The 16116-nt window shown below is 67.5% G+C and carries 17 protein-coding genes and 1 tRNA gene; 5 read left to right on the forward strand and 13 right to left on the reverse strand.

What is annotated here, in order from left to right:
* Positions 1-3: 3 nt before the first annotated feature.
* From eccD to ACIBU0_RS08790, 13 genes are all read right to left on the reverse strand, one after another.
* Positions 4-1368, reverse strand: coding sequence for a type VII secretion integral membrane protein EccD (gene eccD / locus ACIBU0_RS08730; protein WP_398813691.1), 1365 nt, complete (start codon positions 1366-1368; stop codon positions 4-6).
* A gap of 31 nt (positions 1369-1399) precedes the next feature.
* Complete coding sequence (locus ACIBU0_RS08735) at positions 1400-1693, reverse strand: hypothetical protein (protein WP_398813693.1); 294 nt, start codon at positions 1691-1693, stop codon at positions 1400-1402.
* The gene (locus ACIBU0_RS08740) at positions 1690-2550 is read right to left on the reverse strand and encodes an immunity 49 family protein (protein ID WP_398813696.1); all 861 of its coding nucleotides are present in this window, start codon (positions 2548-2550) and stop codon (positions 1690-1692) included. The genes ACIBU0_RS08735 and ACIBU0_RS08740 overlap by 4 nt, the downstream gene beginning before the upstream one ends.
* On the reverse strand, positions 2547-4979 hold the full coding sequence (locus tag ACIBU0_RS08745) for a hypothetical protein (protein ID WP_398813699.1): 2433 nt from the start codon (positions 4977-4979) through the stop codon (positions 2547-2549). The genes ACIBU0_RS08740 and ACIBU0_RS08745 overlap by 4 nt, the downstream gene beginning before the upstream one ends.
* Positions 4976-5368 (reverse strand): DUF6507 family protein, encoded by a 393-nt coding sequence (locus ACIBU0_RS08750; protein WP_398813702.1) that lies wholly within the window; start codon positions 5366-5368, stop codon positions 4976-4978. The genes ACIBU0_RS08745 and ACIBU0_RS08750 overlap by 4 nt, the downstream gene beginning before the upstream one ends.
* 52 nt (positions 5369-5420) lie before the next feature.
* Positions 5421-5732, reverse strand: a complete 312-nt coding sequence (locus ACIBU0_RS08755) for a pore-forming ESAT-6 family protein (RefSeq protein ID WP_398813705.1) — start codon at positions 5730-5732, stop codon at positions 5421-5423.
* Between the two features lie 69 nt (positions 5733-5801).
* Positions 5802-6134: a hypothetical protein gene (locus tag ACIBU0_RS08760; protein WP_398813706.1), complete on the reverse strand. Its 333-nt coding sequence runs from the start codon at positions 6132-6134 to the stop codon at positions 5802-5804.
* A gap of 553 nt (positions 6135-6687) precedes the next feature.
* Positions 6688-7155, reverse strand: a complete 468-nt coding sequence (locus ACIBU0_RS08765; protein WP_398813709.1) for a hypothetical protein — start codon at positions 7153-7155, stop codon at positions 6688-6690.
* A 244-nt stretch (positions 7156-7399) separates the two neighbouring features.
* Positions 7400-7474, reverse strand: a tRNA-Trp gene (locus ACIBU0_RS08770).
* A 70-nt stretch (positions 7475-7544) separates the two neighbouring features.
* The gene (locus ACIBU0_RS08775) at positions 7545-7982 is read right to left on the reverse strand and encodes a hypothetical protein (protein WP_398813712.1); all 438 of its coding nucleotides are present in this window, start codon (positions 7980-7982) and stop codon (positions 7545-7547) included.
* A 154-nt stretch (positions 7983-8136) separates the two neighbouring features.
* The gene (locus ACIBU0_RS08780; protein WP_398813715.1) at positions 8137-8841 is read right to left on the reverse strand and encodes a hypothetical protein; all 705 of its coding nucleotides are present in this window, start codon (positions 8839-8841) and stop codon (positions 8137-8139) included.
* Positions 8842-9815: 974 nt separating this feature from the next.
* The gene (locus tag ACIBU0_RS08785; protein ID WP_398813717.1) at positions 9816-10259 is read right to left on the reverse strand and encodes a DUF6221 family protein; all 444 of its coding nucleotides are present in this window, start codon (positions 10257-10259) and stop codon (positions 9816-9818) included.
* A 205-nt stretch (positions 10260-10464) separates the two neighbouring features.
* A complete protein-coding gene (locus ACIBU0_RS08790) occupies positions 10465-11130 on the reverse strand; it encodes a hypothetical protein (protein WP_398813720.1) in 666 nt (221 codons plus the stop codon).
* Positions 11131-12324: 1194 nt separating this feature from the next.
* On the opposite strand from ACIBU0_RS08790, the gene ACIBU0_RS08795 reads away from it, so the two are divergent.
* The 5 genes from ACIBU0_RS08795 to ACIBU0_RS08815 all read left to right on the forward strand — a co-directional run bounded on the left by ACIBU0_RS08795 (position 12325) and on the right by ACIBU0_RS08815 (position 16084).
* Entirely contained in the window at positions 12325-13140 is an 816-nt protein-coding gene (locus ACIBU0_RS08795) for an SDR family NAD(P)-dependent oxidoreductase (protein WP_398813723.1), read from the forward strand.
* Between the two features lie 276 nt (positions 13141-13416).
* Positions 13417-13758, forward strand: coding sequence for a hypothetical protein (locus ACIBU0_RS08800; RefSeq protein ID WP_398813726.1), 342 nt, complete (start codon positions 13417-13419; stop codon positions 13756-13758).
* 76 nt (positions 13759-13834) lie between these two features.
* Complete coding sequence (locus ACIBU0_RS08805; RefSeq protein WP_398813729.1) at positions 13835-14287, forward strand: hypothetical protein; 453 nt, start codon at positions 13835-13837, stop codon at positions 14285-14287.
* A gap of 85 nt (positions 14288-14372) precedes the next feature.
* A complete protein-coding gene (locus tag ACIBU0_RS08810) occupies positions 14373-14894 on the forward strand; it encodes a hypothetical protein (RefSeq protein WP_398813732.1) in 522 nt (173 codons plus the stop codon).
* Between the two features lie 77 nt (positions 14895-14971).
* Entirely contained in the window at positions 14972-16084 is a 1113-nt protein-coding gene (locus ACIBU0_RS08815) for an acetyl-CoA carboxylase biotin carboxylase subunit family protein (protein ID WP_398813734.1), read from the forward strand.
* Positions 16085-16116 lie beyond the last annotated feature (32 nt).

Genomic DNA, 16116 nt, shown 5'->3' on the forward strand with positions numbered 1-16116 from the left:
TCCTCACGCGAAGGTGCCGAGCAGCCGCCCGTACACCCCGAACACGCCGATGACCAGCGGAAGCATGGCGATCACGGCGACCGACTCCAGGGCGTCACCGATGCGCCGCAGCCGCACCCGCACATGCTCGGCAGGCTCCACGCTCAGCACCACGAGAGGAACGACCGCGAGCAGGGCCATTACGCCAACCGGCCCGGCTGTCCCGGTGCGCTCCAGCCACACCACGACGAGCCGCACCGCGACGACGCTCGCGGCCACCAGCAGCATTACGACCTCGGCGGTGAGCGGAAACGCCCGCGCCCGCAGCCCGAGCGCCACCATGACCATGACACCGAGCAGCACCGTCCACACCGACACCGAGCGCAACACCATGACGCCGGCCACGGCCGCTGAGGTGGCCAGCACGACGGTCGCGATCACCAGCCCGCGATGGGTGGCCGCCAGCGCGGTGGCCACCTGGTACCGGCTCACCGACGCCCCACCGGTACGCCGGTCATCCAGCCCGGTCAGACCCGACGCCATCAGCGCCAGCCGCGGCAGCACGCCCAGGACGACGATGGAGAAAGCCGCCAGCAACGCGCCGGCCCGGGCCTGCCCGGCCGCCGACCCCGCCCCGTCCTGAAGCCCGATGGCCACTTCCCACAGCACGAGACACCCACCGACCGCCCCGGCCCCGAACAGCGCCCCGCGTCCCAACGGCGTGAACCATCCGGCGAGCAACAGCGCAGTCGCCACGGACACAGCGAGACCCGCGAGCCGTTGCGGACCAGACCAGCCATAGGCGTCACCACAGGTCCAGATGCCGAGAACGCCCAGGGCGCCAGCAGTGACGATCAAAGTCGTGGCGAGGCCCTGTCGCCGCACACGCCCGCACAGCACTCCGGCGAGCGCAGCCACACCCGCGACGGCGAGCAACCCGGCGCCGACCGCCGCCAGATCGAACTCTTCACGGGCCAGCACGCCTGCGGCCACCGCCCAGAACACGGTCGCGGCCCCGGCGACGACCCTGCGCACCGCTGGACGCCACCGCCATGCCCGTACGTCGAGATCGTCGGCGACCTCGTCGCTCACGTCGTGCACGACAGGAGCCGACGGCGCGTCTTGCACGCGGACCAGCCGCAACACGGCCCCGTCCGGCACACCGGCCGACGCCAACGAAGAGTCGGGCTCCAGTGCGGAGCCGTCAGTGGTGACCAGATGCCGCGGCTCGGGCCGCGCGCCCACGCGGTCGTCCAGCACCCGCATGATCTCCGGCAGGAGAACCCCGATCGGCTCCAGCGAGGGCAGCACGAGGTCGACCCGGCGCCGCTCGCCGACCAGGGTGACCCGGCTGAGCGCCGTACGCTGGCCGGCCGCTGAACGGCTCAATGTCCCCGTGGATATCACGCGTTCGAACCTATCACCGGGTAGATGAGGTCATTGAGGGCGACGAAGGCGGTGGTGGGGTGGAGGGCTGGGACGGTACTGACGTCCCGTACGGGCTCTTCCCGATGACTCGATGCGACACGAAGGACCAGCCCACGCACCCCGCGCACACCACGGCCGCGATCACGACGCCGGCGAACAGCTTCCCCAACCTCTCGTCGGTGGAACGCCGCTGCCGCTCTGCGCCGAACAGCAGTGCGTCGCGGAGGCGGCGACGGCGTACCGACACCGACTCCAGGAGCTGGCTGTCGTAGTCCTGGGCCGTCACGTCGGGAACTCGCCCAACCAACTGTGCTCGACGAGGTGCTTGGGGAGGTACTCCGACTCCACCCCGAGGGCGACCTGCCCGTCAAAGGCCCAGCACGCCATCGCCAGCGGGCCCAGGGCGATGCTGCCGTCGATGTCCGCCGCCCGTTCCTCGTTCAGGGTCCAGTACGCCTTATGCAGCTTCAATGCCTCGATCAAGCCCGAGGAGAAGCCGTCCCAGTCGTTCGCGATCAAGCGGGAGAAGAGGTGGATCGGCGGATAGAGCACGCCGTCGAGCAGATCGCGAGGGGTGATGCGGGCCACGTCGGGGTGGGACGTCTCCAGCGTGGTGGTGAGCTTCTCCACCAGCCCGGGCCGCCGCAGCCAGTACGTCTGCAGCGTGTCCACCCAGTGGTAGATGTACTCGTCGTACTGCCCCTCCGGCGATCGCAGCCGCTCCAGCGGGATCTCACAGAGCTCCGTCATGCGCTGCGGCTCGCGGCAGATGACCGCCAACCAGAAGGCGGTGAGCCAGTTGCCCGCATCGGCCGCCGGAAGTGGACCGACGGCCGGGAGACTGCGCACCTTGTAGTTGATACGGCACTCGACGAACCCCTCGCTCGCACCGCCCACGGCAAACAGCGCCGAGCCCAACTGCATCGCGTTCACAGTGGCGTCCCACGTCTCCGCCTTCGCTGCTCGCGGGTCGATGACACAGCGGGCACGCAGATTCATCAGCGCGGTGTTGAACGTGAAGTCGATCATGCTCGGTGAGCCTTCGAGATCGTCGATCTCTTCGGCCAAGTCCGCCCCCACCCGCGCCGCGAACTCCGCAGCATCAGGGCGCGGTGCGAGGTGCCGGGAGATCTGTACGGTCACGGAAGGGTCCCCCTGCTGATGTCGAACCGTCGATACCGGTAACCAGTGTACGTTCCCGCGTTTCTCTCCCCCTTGACGACGACGTATTCCAGCTTGCCGTCTCGCAGGGCCTTTCTGAGATCCGAGACGAGGTCGTGCTCGCCGCGCTTCCTCATCGCCTGGAGGATGTCGAGGAAGTATTCCCTACTACCTTGGGATACCTGCTTACCGCCAGGAAGGGTGCGTCGGCCCAGCTCGGTATCGGGACTGCTCTTGGCCTCGATGACGACTATTCGACCGTCCTCGTGCTTCCACACCTGGTCGAACTGGTTGTTGCCGTTCTCCGGCCCAAGCAGCGTCTGCTTCTCGAAGTCCGGATAATTCTCGGCTATGTAGTGATACTCCGCTGCCTTTTCGCCGAACGCCTCAGTAGCGTCCCCCATCGCGGTATGCGATTCCTTGTACGCCCCCTTGGCCTCTCCCCACTGCGCGGCCGTGTCGACGGTGCCGTGCTGTTCGTGGGCGGCGCCCGTCTGCGCCTTCCAGTCAGAGACGAGGTTGTCGTACTGAACGGCGGCATGGCGTTCCCACGCGGCGTCTTGCAGAACCCCGAGTCTGTCCGCACTCGTCACGGTGTCCGCGCCCACGCGTATGTACTCGGCGTCACGGAAGTACGGCTTGGGCGGTTCCGGAACATCCTTGGCACGAATCCACGGACCGTTGTCCGACAGCCGCGTGAGCTGGGGCGGCGTGTACCCGCTCTCGTCGTGGAGCTCAAGGTCCAGGCGCGTGCCGTTCTTCCGGTAGTACTGCTTGCGGTACCCGGGCTCGTGGTTGGCCCGGTACACCTGGATCTCCTCGATCTGCTCCCGCGTGAGCGTTCCGCGAGGTCCGTAAGGATTGACCCCGTCCCGCATGAAGCTGGGGCGCGGAGCCCCCGAGTGCTGGCCAGGGGGTCCACTGTCCGGGCCGGTCACACCGTCCAGGCCGCTGCCCCCGGAGCCTGTACCGACATGGCTGTCGCCGACCGCCCCGGCACCGCCCGAACCGGACGCCTCAGAACCGACCGCATGGGTGCCCCCGGCCCCGCCGGACGCTTCCCCCGAGCCCCGCGACATCGCGCCGGCCGCGGCGAGTTCCCGCTCCCGCGCCGATACCGTCCTCTCGGGAACCGAGTGTTCCTGCTTCGGTGCCTCGCCGACGAGGTCGCCGTGTTTGTCGTAGGCGATGAACTTGCCGTCCTCGATCACGAGTTTGGAACCGTCGGAGAGTTCCAGGACGCTGTGCGGGGCGGACAGGTCGGGGATGTCGTCCACGCCCCGCAGGCTCGCCGCGACCTCGGCGATTTTTGGCACGGCGTGCCCCGTCACCTTGACCGCCGCGCCGACCGGGTCGATCACCTCGCCGACCTTCGCGACCGTGGTGGCCACCTTGGCGGCGGTGCCCGCCTTGCCCGCTGCGGCGATCTTGAGAGGGCCGGCGCCCAGAGTGAGGGCGTTGAAGACGACGGTGGCCGCGGCGCGGGCCGGGTTTTCCTTCCACTTGTCCCAGGCGACGAAGGACTTGCCGAACTCCTTGGCGTACTCCTTGCTGTCCTGGGCGAAGTCGGTCGCGAAGACACCGGTCGGCTTCTGGCCGCCAGACTCCATGAGATAGGTCTCAGCCCCGACGATCGCCCGCACCACGCCTTCCCATGCCTGCCCCGCTTTGTCCGAGCCGTGGCCGCCGACCAGGGTCGCGAGGCCGTCGACGGCGCCCCAGATGTTGTCGACGATCAGCCCGTCCCAGAAGAAACTCTTGGCGTAGTAGCCGAGGTCGTCCGGGTCCCACCAGTCGTGCGACTGCGCCACCGGTGTGCCCCAGGGGAGCTCCTTGGCCTGATCGAGTACCTCGGCGCTGTAGCCGTAGAGCTCCGCGCCGAGCGGCATGAACTGCTTGTCGCCGGTGTTCATCACGTACTGGGTACCGCCCACCAGTGCCGTGATCTTGTTGTTGCAGGCGATCTCCGCTGCCGTGAACGCCGCCTGCGCGACGTTCACGTCGTGCATCAGCGCCTGGTGCTGCTCCACCTTGTCCGCGTCATCGGTCCAGTTCTCGTCGAACTCCCCGCTGGGCGTCTTGAGGCCCGCCACGAACGCGGTCGCCTTGCTCTGCAGGCGCTCCAACCGCTTGATGATCGGCGCGACTTCGGCCGCGTACGTCGACAGGGCGTCGGCCACCGTGGCGACCTTGTCCGCGAAGGCGTCCGCGCCATCACGCGCGGGCGCCGTGGACGCGAACAGCGTCTCCGCCTCCGGCGCCTCGTAGAAGGCCGACAGCCCCTGGAACTGCCGATGGGCCTCCGCGCCGGCCTGGCGGATGCCGTCCGCCTCGACCCGCAGGGCGTCGGTGTGCAGCTCCAACTGGCCGAGATTGCCGGTGAACAGCGGAATGGACTCCGGCTCGATCACAGACGGCCTGCCTTCCAGCCGGCCGGCATGTCAGGCATGACCAGCCCGGACGCCCGCCGCTGCACCTCGGCCGCCATCTCCAGGTCGCCGTCCCGGTACGCCACGGTGGCCTCCACCGCGCCGTTGACCGACTTCCCTACGCGCACGCCGATGAACTGCAGCTCTTTCGCCGTGCCCTCGATGAACTCCGCAATGGCGGCGGCCACCAGCCCAGTCTGCCCCTTGTGCTCCCCGCTCGCCCCACCCGGAGCGAGCGTCCCGGCCGCCGTGGCCGCGCCCTCCAAGTCCTTCCCGTACGCCTGGAGGATGTCGTCCAGGACCTTCACGACCTCTCCGACATTCGAGACCACACTTCCGACCCCGGACGGAGATACGTCCCACCTCGGCATGCGTCAGCCCCCGCTTCCCTCTCCCTGTTCCCGCACCGCTGCGCGCAAGGTGTCAGCCGATGTTGTCGACGGCCGCCTTCGCCTTGGCCAGGGTCGACTGCGCGGTCCCGTCGTTCTGCTCCATCGTCGTGCGCACGAGCCGGATGATCTCGCGGACCTCGCCGGCGGCGCGGTGCCAGCGCATCTCCTTGCCGTGGTACTCGTCGGCGACGCCGTCCGCGGTGAAGTCGGCCATCGCGGCCTTCACCGCACGCTCACGGTCGGTCAGTACGCGCTCCAACTGGCCGATGATGCCCTGCAGGCTGATCTGCACTTCGCTGGAGGCACCGGTGTCGTACGAACGGCGGTCCTGGTTCTGCCCCATGGTCGGATTCCCCTTGAAACGGTGACGGTGAAGATGACTTCGCAGACGACTACGTGCGCGATTCCGTAGTTACCGCGCGCCGAATCGAGCCGCGTCGAAGTTGGCGGCGCCCATGTTCTGGTTGGCGTTGTCTTCCAACTCCACGTCACCGGTGCCGAACGCGGTGTCCATGCCGGACTGACCGCCCAGGATCGCGTTGAGCGAGCTGTTCAGCGCATCCGTGATCTCGTCAGCATGGATCTTGAAGGTGTCGAACGCGGCCTTGCCCGCCCCGTTGAACTTCCCCTCCAATGGCTCCGCCGCCTGGATCAGCCACTTGATCAGCGTGCCTAGGTCCTCACTGGAACCGACGGTGCTCTTCCCGAGATCCGACAGGGTCGTCGACCCCATGTCGAACTTCATTCACCCACCCCCGTAAGCCTGTTGTGCACTGCAGCTGCTCGATTGTTGCAACGTGATCACGCGTCACGTTCGCCTCACAGCTCGTCGAACATCCTCTCGCATCGCAGGTTGCAGCCGCAACGCGGAAGGGGGTGAGGTGGCGTGATCTGATGGGTGAGCAGCCGTGGATACGGTGGTCACTCCATCACCCTGCGCTGGCCAGAATGTGCCGATCAGCAAGTTACGTCCCACCCGCCTGGTGTCGGCTGCGCTCCACTTTGGACGGTGAGTGTTTTCGGCCTGAGGTCTGGAGTGTGACAGCGACCCGGAGCCGCTGGAACGGCTCACCCGGCAGGTCCTGGACGAGAGCAGTGATGAGGTGGTGACCGACCTGGTGCGCCCGACGGGGGACGGCACGACCGACGGTGCGGCCCAGGTGCCTGGTGCCCAGGCCCGGGCCGGAGGTGCCGAGTGATCCTGCTGCCGCCACACCGTACGAAGAGGCCGGGCGTGCTCTACCGACCCTCTGTCAGAGACAGGAGTCCGGGCGCAGCCAGCTGTTGCCTGGACACACTCAGCCGAGCGCGGCGAGATTTCCGCAGAAGCCGACGACCACTCCGACAAACAAGGCAGCAGGACCCCAGTAGCTGACCGTCGCCGACTGCAATCCGCCCTCCAGGTACTCGCTGACCTCCATGAGTTGCGCCTGCACGGTCCGTCGGCTGGCATCAAGGTCACCTTGCAGGCGAGTCTCCAGGCGGGTCACAACCTCCCGGTCACGACGGTCAAGTGCCTCTGGGAGGGTGCGCTTCCACTCCTCTAAGTCTTCGACACGTTGTTCGAGTGCCTTCGGCTCGCTCGTGACGACGCCGACGTTGTACGCCTCGGCAGCGACTGCCGCGTCCGAGGCGTACACGTGGCGAGGGCGCCGGATGAAATCGCGCAAATTCTGGCGTGCATTGCGGATGTCCCAGACCGTCTTGACGATGCCGCCCACTTCCAGCACCGCCGAGATCGCGTAGAGGGTGGCTGCCGCGGACATGCCCGGAGAGTACTGCGCACGACGGGCGTCGAGTGCCTGTAGCTGCCTGCGAAGCGCGAGAGTTCAGCCATCGGGACCTGGCCGATGCCACCTGCCATGATTGTCGCTCTCGCGGCACCAGACGGTCGAGAGCCGTCAGCAGAGCGAGATCAACTGCTTAGTGCTAACGCCTGTTCGGGTGTATCTACCGACGCCGTCATGAGCTAGCGGCCAGGCGCTCAGGGCGCCTGGCCGCTGTGCTGTGCAGGGGCGGCAGGATTTGAACCTGCGGCGTGCGGGTTTGGAGTCCGCTGCTCTGGCCGGGCTGAGCTACACCCCTTCGGTAGTCGGACCCTGACACGGCGGTGGTTCCCTTTGCCACCGGATTTCGGCGGAGCGCCCGCGCCCGATCAGGTGCGGGGTGGAACGGGCCGGGCGAGCTGCATCGGTATGAAGATCGCCACGGTGTACCCCACGCCCGTGAACAGCGTGATGCCGATGCGCATCCCGATGCCGGCGTCACCGAGGGCGTCGGTTCCCCAGACGATGCCCAGCCCGACCATCAGGCAGAGAATCCACCAGCCCATCAGCACGTTCCAGGCCCGCAGGCGTTGCCGGTGCTCTCGCTCCTGGGCCGCCCGTGCTTCGGGGGTGTCGCTCAGGATGCGGTCGTGCCAGGCGAAGTAGGCCATGCGCTGGTCGTGGTCCATCTGCTCCCAGTCGGCCGGCTTCAGCGGGATCTGTATGCCGTGGCGCTCGAGGTAGGCGTGACGTTGCTCGCGGCTCAGTCCGCGCCAGCCGGTGGGCGGCTGCCAGGCCATAAGTTCCCTGCTGGTCCTCAACGTCATGGCGCGACACGGTACCGCGCCAGTCCTTCACCGAGTGCAGCTACGGCGCCGCCCGCGTTCAGAAGCCCGGGGCCATCGCGTCGCATGCGCTGGACGATGCTCAGCGACGTTAGTGATCGCTAAGACTGACTGATGGCCCACCAGTCAACGAGCCTTACTCCGCCTGCGCTGACGCCCTATGAGACAGAGGGCGGTTCTTGATCGGAGTACCGTCCCCGGCTCGGGCCTTCGTCATGGCGTTCGGGCGGGAGTAGGGAGCAAGGCCGGGGAAGCCATGGCCATTCGGGCAGTTGTGCCAGGACTCCCAGTGCCCCGGCTCGTCCTCGACCTCCGTCGTCCAGTCGCTGGCGTCAGACCACTGGTCATCGTTGGGGCAGTACCACTGTTCCCGGCCCAGCCCGCTGGGCGTCGTCATCGCCGGTCTGGCTAGCTTGCTAGCCCGCAGGTCGCGTCGGACGTCATACGCGATGCGCGTGCGCCCCTCGTGTTGGACAGCGATCTCTCCGAGGTCTATCCAGCCGTCCAACCATGTACCACCGCCGTGGGATCGGCCGAGGCAGGAGCACGCGCAGTCGTTCCCGTCGGCGTTCTTGCAGGACTCGGTGCAGACCGCCCTCGGGTTGTACTCGATCTCGACTCTGACCTTGCCGTACTTGTCGGCCATGGCGTGGACAAGGTCAGTGAAATTGGCTTTGGCCACTCGCCAACAACGCGCGTCCGCGTCCCAATATGGCTGGATCTGCTTGCCCGGGATGGCTGACTTGAGCCACTTGCGGTTCTCACGGAACGTCTTGGAGGGGAGGCCGACTTCAAGGCGGGGGTCGTCTATCGTTCGAACGATCCGGATGATCTTTTGCATACGGCACCTCCAATTGGCGTCCCGCCCGGCCTGCGTTCCTTCAAGGTGTGCAGGCGAACGGCCGAGGGGTGCGCCCGGTTGGGGTTGATTGTCCCAGAGGTCAGGTGGCGACTGCGGTGGCTTGCGGGATTCCGGGTACTGGTCGGCATGGGCGCGGAGCGCGTCCACGGCCGTTGCAACAGGGCAAGCGAGTCGTCTACCCGAACCGGAAAAACGTGAAGAGTGGCCAGGGGGCCTGTACGTGGTGCGCGAAGAAGGCCCCGTTGGACCCGGGGCAGGCGGTGGCGGAGATGCTGCGTCGTGGGTTCCGGGCGCTGGTGAACTATCCCGGAACGGGCCGGCCGTGGCTGTCGCAGTGCGTCCAGATGGATGGGGCACCTGGTGGCGCCGCGCTACGACAACGTGACGGGCAGAAACGGCGTTCTGCAAGCGCTACGGGCCCGGCGACCCGCAGGAGGCCGTGCGGGACATGAGGCGTGCGGGGTTCGAGCCGATGGAGCCGTTCACGAACATCCGGACGCGTTGGCTCGCCCTGTGCGAACGAAGCGGCGAGGTCTCCTCGCCGAAGCTAAACAACGTCCGTACACGAGGGGAGTGCTGGCGCGCTGCGCTAGGTACGGACTGGACCCGAGTGCGCCCGCATGGCTATATGGCCTCGCGCACGCCGACCTGAGCGGCACGAAGATCGGCATCACCGGTCAGAACACCTGAGAACCGCCTGACGCGGTTCGAGAGCCTGGGCTGGACCGTTGAAGGGAAACTTCGACACGGGGGAAGCCGCGTACAAGGATCGTGTCCCGCCAAGTGCTGTGCTCGCGGCCGTGGTGGCCTTCGTCGTCCTCGATTTCGACGAGGATGCTGAGGCGGACTCGGCGGGGCTGCCCACGGGAGTCACGCTCCGCGGGCGGACTGTTGGACGCCGGGAGCAGCCGGGCTGTTTCACGCCTTCAGGGGGGTCCAGAGTTTCGTACCAGCTACGGCCGCCAATCCTCCCGGTAATCGGTGTGGTCGGCGTATGGCAAGGCGAGCGCCTGCACGGCCGGGGCAAGGACGCGAGCGGTTTCGATCAGCTCGCTCTCCTGCCGGTGCAGTCGCATGAACTCATCCTGATCGCTGTCGAGAACCTTCCGCATACGCGCCCTTACCGACTCGCGCTCTTCCAGCGCTACGGCGTACGGGGCGATGACCTGTCTCTTGGCATCGATCTCGGCCAGGACGCGGGCCGGATCGTGGCGGGCAATGTGCTCAGCGATGACCGGCACTTGGGGCCATGCGACCTTGAGGTCGCTCCCGGCGCGGACCCCGGTTCCGTCATACATCCACGTCTCCCCGCCCGGCTGGCGGGCTGTGGCCTTCCTGGCGATCTCTTCGTCCTCGTCCAGCCGGGCACGGAGGAACACCACTAGGTCGTCAATCACGGGCTCATCCTCTCGTGGCGAGGGTCATGGCGGGTGCCGTTCCCGCACGCCCGGCGCCATCGGGTGTGGAGTCATCGGCCGAGACGGAACACCCTCGCTCCCCCCGCGTCCACACACCCGGATCGCGAGCGCCGCGAGACTGAGTAGAACCGGCTACGAGGACAGGGACGCTCTCTCGGCTCGAGTGGGGGCACGCCAGGGTGGTTCATGTGTCGCGCCGACCCTCGCCCGGGGTTTGGTGCCCTGTGTCATCGTCGTTCCATGGGACGTACGGCGGATCGTTCCCCTCGATGACATGGGCTGCTCGGGCCGAGAAGCCGCCGAAAGCACGCACGAATCGTGAGGTGTGCGACGATTCTTGCTCGTGAAGCTGAATTGCTGTTGCTTCATCGCCACTAGTAATCGCACTCAATTCACGTGCCAAAGTGCGGAATCGTGAATTAAGTACCTCTGCTACAGCACCTGCGGTGTCATTGAGTGACTGCGGGCCCAAGATTCTGACCCTGGAAGCGAGCTTGAATACATCGCGCAGCGGTATCTGCGCTTCCCTTACCGCAGACAGGATCTCCTGGGCCTCCTCTTCAATCTCCGGATTCACCTGGAAGTTGAGATCCCGTAGCTTAGCAAGAAACGACGCCACATGTGAGCGAATGTCGATCAGTTGATGGTGCGCATCCTCTACCTTTTCGATGAATTCTGCGTATAGATCTACTCGCTCGGCCCATACAGATTTCTGGTACTCCAGCGCCGCAGCAGTACGTGCTTGGTGCCGTACTCCGATGTAGGTGAGGACCGACCCCCCGATGGCGCCGATAACGCCGACTGACGCGCCCAGAACTGCCGCTATGCCTTGATCCATGGACGGAAGCATGGGGTCCACCTCCTTGTGGGACAAGGGCGCCCAGCAGAGTTGCTCACCGCTTCACACGCCCCCGGATCGCGAGCGCTGCGAGACCAAGGAGGAGTTCGATGAACCTGATCGCCTACGCGATCACGTCACTCAGCAGGGCTCAGTTCTTCGCCGTTGCGGGCGGGTGCCAGCCTCGTACGTGCGGCGCAATGCGTGATCACGTCCGATGGCGTCCCGCCGAGGACATCGCCGAATTCACCAACGGTGTCCTCGGCGAGACGCGACCCGTACAAGGTCGAGCAGGCCGCAATCAATCAACTGCGCCTGGACTCTCATCCCCGTTCGTTCCGGACGGCCGCGCAGGTGCCGTGCGGTGGCTGGACGGAAACGTTCGACGCGGCGTTGGTTCCGGCCGCACCGCTCTTCGCCCAGCTCACCGGCCCGCTTGGGGCGTCGGCGGGACACCAGAAGTTGCCGCAGGCTCGACGGTGACTGTCAGGTAGCGATGCTCCCCGGCCCGGCGAGCGGGCCGGTCTGAACGACCCGATGCCGAAACTCGCTTGGCGGTCGGTGGCCACCTACGGTCACGGTCAGGCTGGACTTCCGAGGGAACTGGCGACGGTTGAATACGCAAGCTCATCAGTAGAGGCCGCAGAAGGCGCAGACGCCCGGCTCGCATTGTCCGATACTCACAATTCGGCCCCGGGCAGGGAGCTAGGGTCGCTGTCCGGGACTGGAGCGTCACCGGCGGCGACCAGGGGAGCGCAAGGGGAGCGCGGACGCCTTTGGACGGTGCAACACGGGGCACGAGCAGCGGGACCGCGACATGCGCTCTGATCTGCGAAAACGGGATCTGGTGTGATCACGTGACACACCCCGGCACGATCCCTATCGGGCTCGTAATGCGTAGGTCTCGGGTTCGAATCCCGAAGGCGGCTCCACTCAGGACCAGGTCAGATGCCCCTCTGACCTGGTCTTTTGCATGGGGCGGTGATTCCGCTGCTCTGGTCTTGTCGGGAAGTCGGTGTGTCGGCACCCTGGACCCTTCAGCCGTGAAGGTTTGGAGGTCAGGGTTTCTGTTGGGTTCCTATAAGAGCTCGGCTGAACTCCCGGCGGCTTGAAGTAGTCGCGTCAGCCGCACGGCCTCCGGTCGCCGGTTCTCAGCGTCGTAAGATCACGTCGCCCGATCCGATCGTGCCAGGAGGCTGAACACCCATGCCGGATCAGCGTGTTGTGGTCGTGACAGGGGGAGGGACGGGGATCGGTGCGGCGACCGCGCGGCTGCTTCGGGCGGCCGGGCACGACGTTGTCGTCTCCGGGCGACGAGCGGAGCCCTTGCACCACGTCGCTGAGGAAACCGGAGCCTTGGCCTGCCCGGCTGATACCGCCGACCCGGAGGCCGTTGAGCACCTCGTCGAGACCGCGGTCGGGCGATTCGGCCGGCTCGACGGGTTGGTCCTCAATGCGGGAGTGGCACGTAGCGGAGGTGTCGGGGAGCTGTCCGACGAGGACTGGCAGACGGTGCTTCGTACCAATCTCACCGGCCCCTTCCTTCTGATGCGGGCGGCATTGCCGCACCTGCTCCGGGCCCGCGGATCTGTCGTCGCGGTCGCTTCGGTCGCTGCCCTGCGCAACGGGGTGGGCAATGCCGCCTACGCCACGTCCAAGGCGGCACTGCTGCAGTTGTGCCGGTCGCTGTCCGTCGACTACGGGCCTCAGGGTTTGCGGGCCAACACCGTCTGCCCCAGTTGGGTACGCACGGAGATGGCCGACCGCCGCATGGCCCGGTTCGCCGAGGAGGCCGGGGCCTCCGCCGGGGTGGACGGAGCATACGAGGAGGCCACTCGGCTGCTGCCGGCACGCCGGCCCGGCGAGCCTCGTGAGGTGGCCGAGGCCATCGCCTGGCTGCTGTCGCCGGCCGCGTCCTTCGTCAACGGCGCGGTGCTGACCGTGGACGGGGGCGCTACTGCGCTGGACCCCGGGACTGCTCCCTTTGCTTTTCGCATCACCCCGCGCGACAGCGAGGGCTGATCCATGTGGCTGGGGCGTGAGTCTGTCTCGCGCCGCACCGCCGCGCTCCACGAGGCGGGCTCAGGGCGGGCTCGGGGTGGGCTCGCGGCCCGCGGCGGTGGAGGACCAGTGGGCTGCTCGCCACCCACGATCGGACCGGCGTCTGTCTCCCCGAAGCCAGCGTCAGAGCTTGGCTGTTGCGACGGAGCGGGTCAAGCTCCGCCGGTACGCGGTAGTTACCCCAATCACCTCGGCCTCAGGTGAGAGTTGGTAAGCGGCGACACGGATTTCGGCCTCGTGCCGCAGATGACGTCGTCGCTCCGGCCGCACTCGAGATATGCAGAGCATGTCTGCGGCCTGCGCGTTTTCTGGATCCGCGATCTGGCCGACAACCTCGCGACCGAGATGAAGGGGGCCGCCGCGGACGCCGGATCCTGGGCGGTCTTCTCCGGCCCGCGGGACGAGTTCGACGGCAAGGGCGTCTGCGGAAGTCCCGAAGGCATCCACGGCATCGTGGAGAGGGGGCGGGAGCAGGCGGACAACGACGCTCCGAAGCCTTCCATGCAGTCGTTCCACCCGAAGCCCGCGGGAGCTCGCCTCTACGCAAACGCCCTGGAGCAGACGCTTCAGGGGAGGTAACAGGCAGGAACAACCGGCCGGGGGCCTGAGTATTCCTACTCAGGCCCCCGGCCCCCGTTCAAGGAAGTCTGTAGGCATGAACACGCCCTCCGCAGAACCCCGGCCCATAGCGCCACGCGTATCCGGAGCAGCTGTCACCGGCGCGGTGCTGGCCGGTGGTACCTGCCTCTTCTTCGCCTGGGTCGAGGAGCACAACGACCAGGCATGCGAAACGACAGACGGCCTCTGCTTCACCTGGTGGGATGTGGCCGCCATCCCTCTCACTTTCGCGACGGCATTGATCACACTGATCGTCGTCTACAAGCAGCTGGGCATCCGGCCGCGGCTCGCGGTCGTCCCGCCGACGATCCTGCTGGCGCCGATCCCTCTCGCCGCCGCGCAGGCGACCGCCGGCCTGTGGGCCGCCACCATCACGGGCGCGGCGTGGGCCTCCTTCCTCGCACTGGCCGTATGGAGCCGCTACAGGATCCTGGGACTCTCGGGCGCTGCCGCACTGCTGCTGGCTTCGCTTGTCACTGTGTACCGCTGACCAGTGATCGGCCTCTTCGAAGCCGCCCTGTAGGGTCTCGCCCGCGTGATCGCGCGTATGAGCGAGTGGGAGGGGTGGGGGAGTCGTGAGCGAATCCGTGTCGGTCGGGGGTGGCTTCAAGGAGTTGGGGCCCGAGCGTGGTGGTGAGCTGGCTGCCCGGTGGTGGCAGTGGGCGTTGTCGGCGCCCGATGACCGTAGCCCGGTCAGGGATCGGACGGGGGAGTTCGCGGGCTGGCGTCAGCCCGACGACGTCTGGTTCCTGGCCGGTACCTACGGCGGTCGCGTGGTGCGGCGCTGTTCGATGCCTTACGGACGGCCGGTCTTCTTCCCCGTGTTCAACACGCAGCGGCCGCAGACGCTGACCTCTCGCGAGCCGATGGTGATGGAGGTCGCCGAGGCCAAGGCGTTCCTGAACGGGGTTCCTCTGCCGATGCAGGAGTTCACGTCGAAGCCCTTTCGCGCGGCCCTGCTGCGGCGCATCGCCTGGGGGCTGTGGTGTTCCTTCGATCCCTTGCCCGTCGGCTACTACGTGCTCGAGATCAAGGCGCGCACCACCGGCGGATTCTGGGTGGACACGACGTACCACCTCACTGTCGACGACAGCTGAGCGCGGGACCGGACCGGGAAGTCATCGGTAAGGCGAGGCGGCAGTGTCCTTGACTCCAGGGCAGGGAGGAGAGGGCAGTGGGGGAGAACGCGCAGCGGGAGCGGGTGCTGCTGGTCGAGCCGGAGGACGAGGTCGTCGACGCGGCGGCAGCGGTGGGGCTCGAGGTCCGGTCGGTGCCGGCCGAGGAGTCCGGGCAGAGCTCGGTGCGAACGGAGGGCGGGGACGCGCTGCGCTCCCTGCTGAGGGACCGCGCGGTCGAGTACGGGATCGAACACATCCTGTATTTCGGCCGATCCGAGGCGGTTCAACGGGCCGTCGAGGCAGCTCTCGTGGACCTTTCACCGCGACGCGCCGAGGTGGTGCGCAGGCTCGGTGATCCCGTGGCCATGCGGCGCATCCTCAACGAGAGCCGTGTCTCCGTGGTCAGCGCCATGCCGGCCGAGTCCACCGACGGGGTACGCGCGCTGGCCGAGCGGTGTGCGCTGCCGCTGGTCGTCAAGCGCGGGAGCGACCCGAGGGCGGTCACGGTCGTCCGGGACCGGGCCGACCTCGACGAGTGGACGGCGGGCGCGCAGGCGGGGCCGTATCTCGTCGAGGAGTTCCTGACCGGGCCCGAGGTGAGTGTGGAGACGCTGACCTGTGCGGGCATGCACGAGGTGGTCGGCATGACCGCGCTGCGCAGTGCCGCGCCCGCCGGAGCCGATCTGCTGTATCCGGCTCCGTTGTCCGACGCGGACCGGGCCGGCGTACGGGCGACCGTGCGCTCCCTGCTCGATCTGGTCGGCTACGAGTCCGGGCTCGCGCACACCCAGGTCGTGCTCACCGAGAGCGGGCCGCGGATCGCGTCGGCCCGGGCGCGGCCCAGTGGCCCTGCGGTCAGGCTCCTGATGCGGGTCGCCACCGGCCGCCATCCCGGGGAGGACGTCCTGGCGGCACTGGCCGGGCGGACACCGCGGAAGCCGGACGCGGCACGGTTCGCGGCCCTCGCCACGCTGGCGCTTCCCGCCGGCGGTCCGGAACCAGCCGCGCGGCTGGACGGTGTCCGCACCCTGGCGCATGTCCGGGAGGTCGGCGTCGTGGACACCGAGGCGGGTTCCGGTGGCCGCGCCGTCCGGCTCGTGGTCGACGGCGCCTCGCCGGAAGAAGTGGCCGAGCGCCTCACCGCCGTACGGCGACAGTGGGACGGCTGAAAACGGGTCCGCTGAGAACGGACCGCTGAGAA

Source organism: Streptomyces sp. NPDC049627 (assembly GCF_044465645.1).
Classification (GTDB): domain Bacteria; phylum Actinomycetota; class Actinomycetes; order Streptomycetales; family Streptomycetaceae; genus Streptomyces.

Coding starts and splice junctions, on each gene's coding strand:
- ACIBU0_RS08760 (WP_398813706.1), bottom strand. CDS start 6,134: ATGAAGTTCGACATGGGGTCGACGACCCTGTCGGATCTCGGGAAGAGC.
- ACIBU0_RS08755 (WP_398813705.1), bottom strand. CDS start 5,732: ATGGGGCAGAACCAGGACCGCCGTTCGTACGACACCGGTGCCTCCAGC.
- ACIBU0_RS08780 (WP_398813715.1), bottom strand. CDS start 8,841: ATGCAAAAGATCATCCGGATCGTTCGAACGATAGACGACCCCCGCCTT.
- ACIBU0_RS08775 (WP_398813712.1), bottom strand. CDS start 7,982: ATGACGTTGAGGACCAGCAGGGAACTTATGGCCTGGCAGCCGCCCACC.
- ACIBU0_RS08765 (WP_398813709.1), bottom strand. CDS start 7,155: ATGTCCGCGGCAGCCACCCTCTACGCGATCTCGGCGGTGCTGGAAGTG.
- ACIBU0_RS08805 (WP_398813729.1), top strand. CDS start 13,835: ATGAACACGCCCTCCGCAGAACCCCGGCCCATAGCGCCACGCGTATCC.
- ACIBU0_RS08750 (WP_398813702.1), bottom strand. CDS start 5,368: ATGCCGAGGTGGGACGTATCTCCGTCCGGGGTCGGAAGTGTGGTCTCG.
- ACIBU0_RS08790 (WP_398813720.1), bottom strand. CDS start 11,130: ATGCTTCCGTCCATGGATCAAGGCATAGCGGCAGTTCTGGGCGCGTCA.
- ACIBU0_RS08795 (WP_398813723.1), top strand. CDS start 12,325: ATGCCGGATCAGCGTGTTGTGGTCGTGACAGGGGGAGGGACGGGGATC.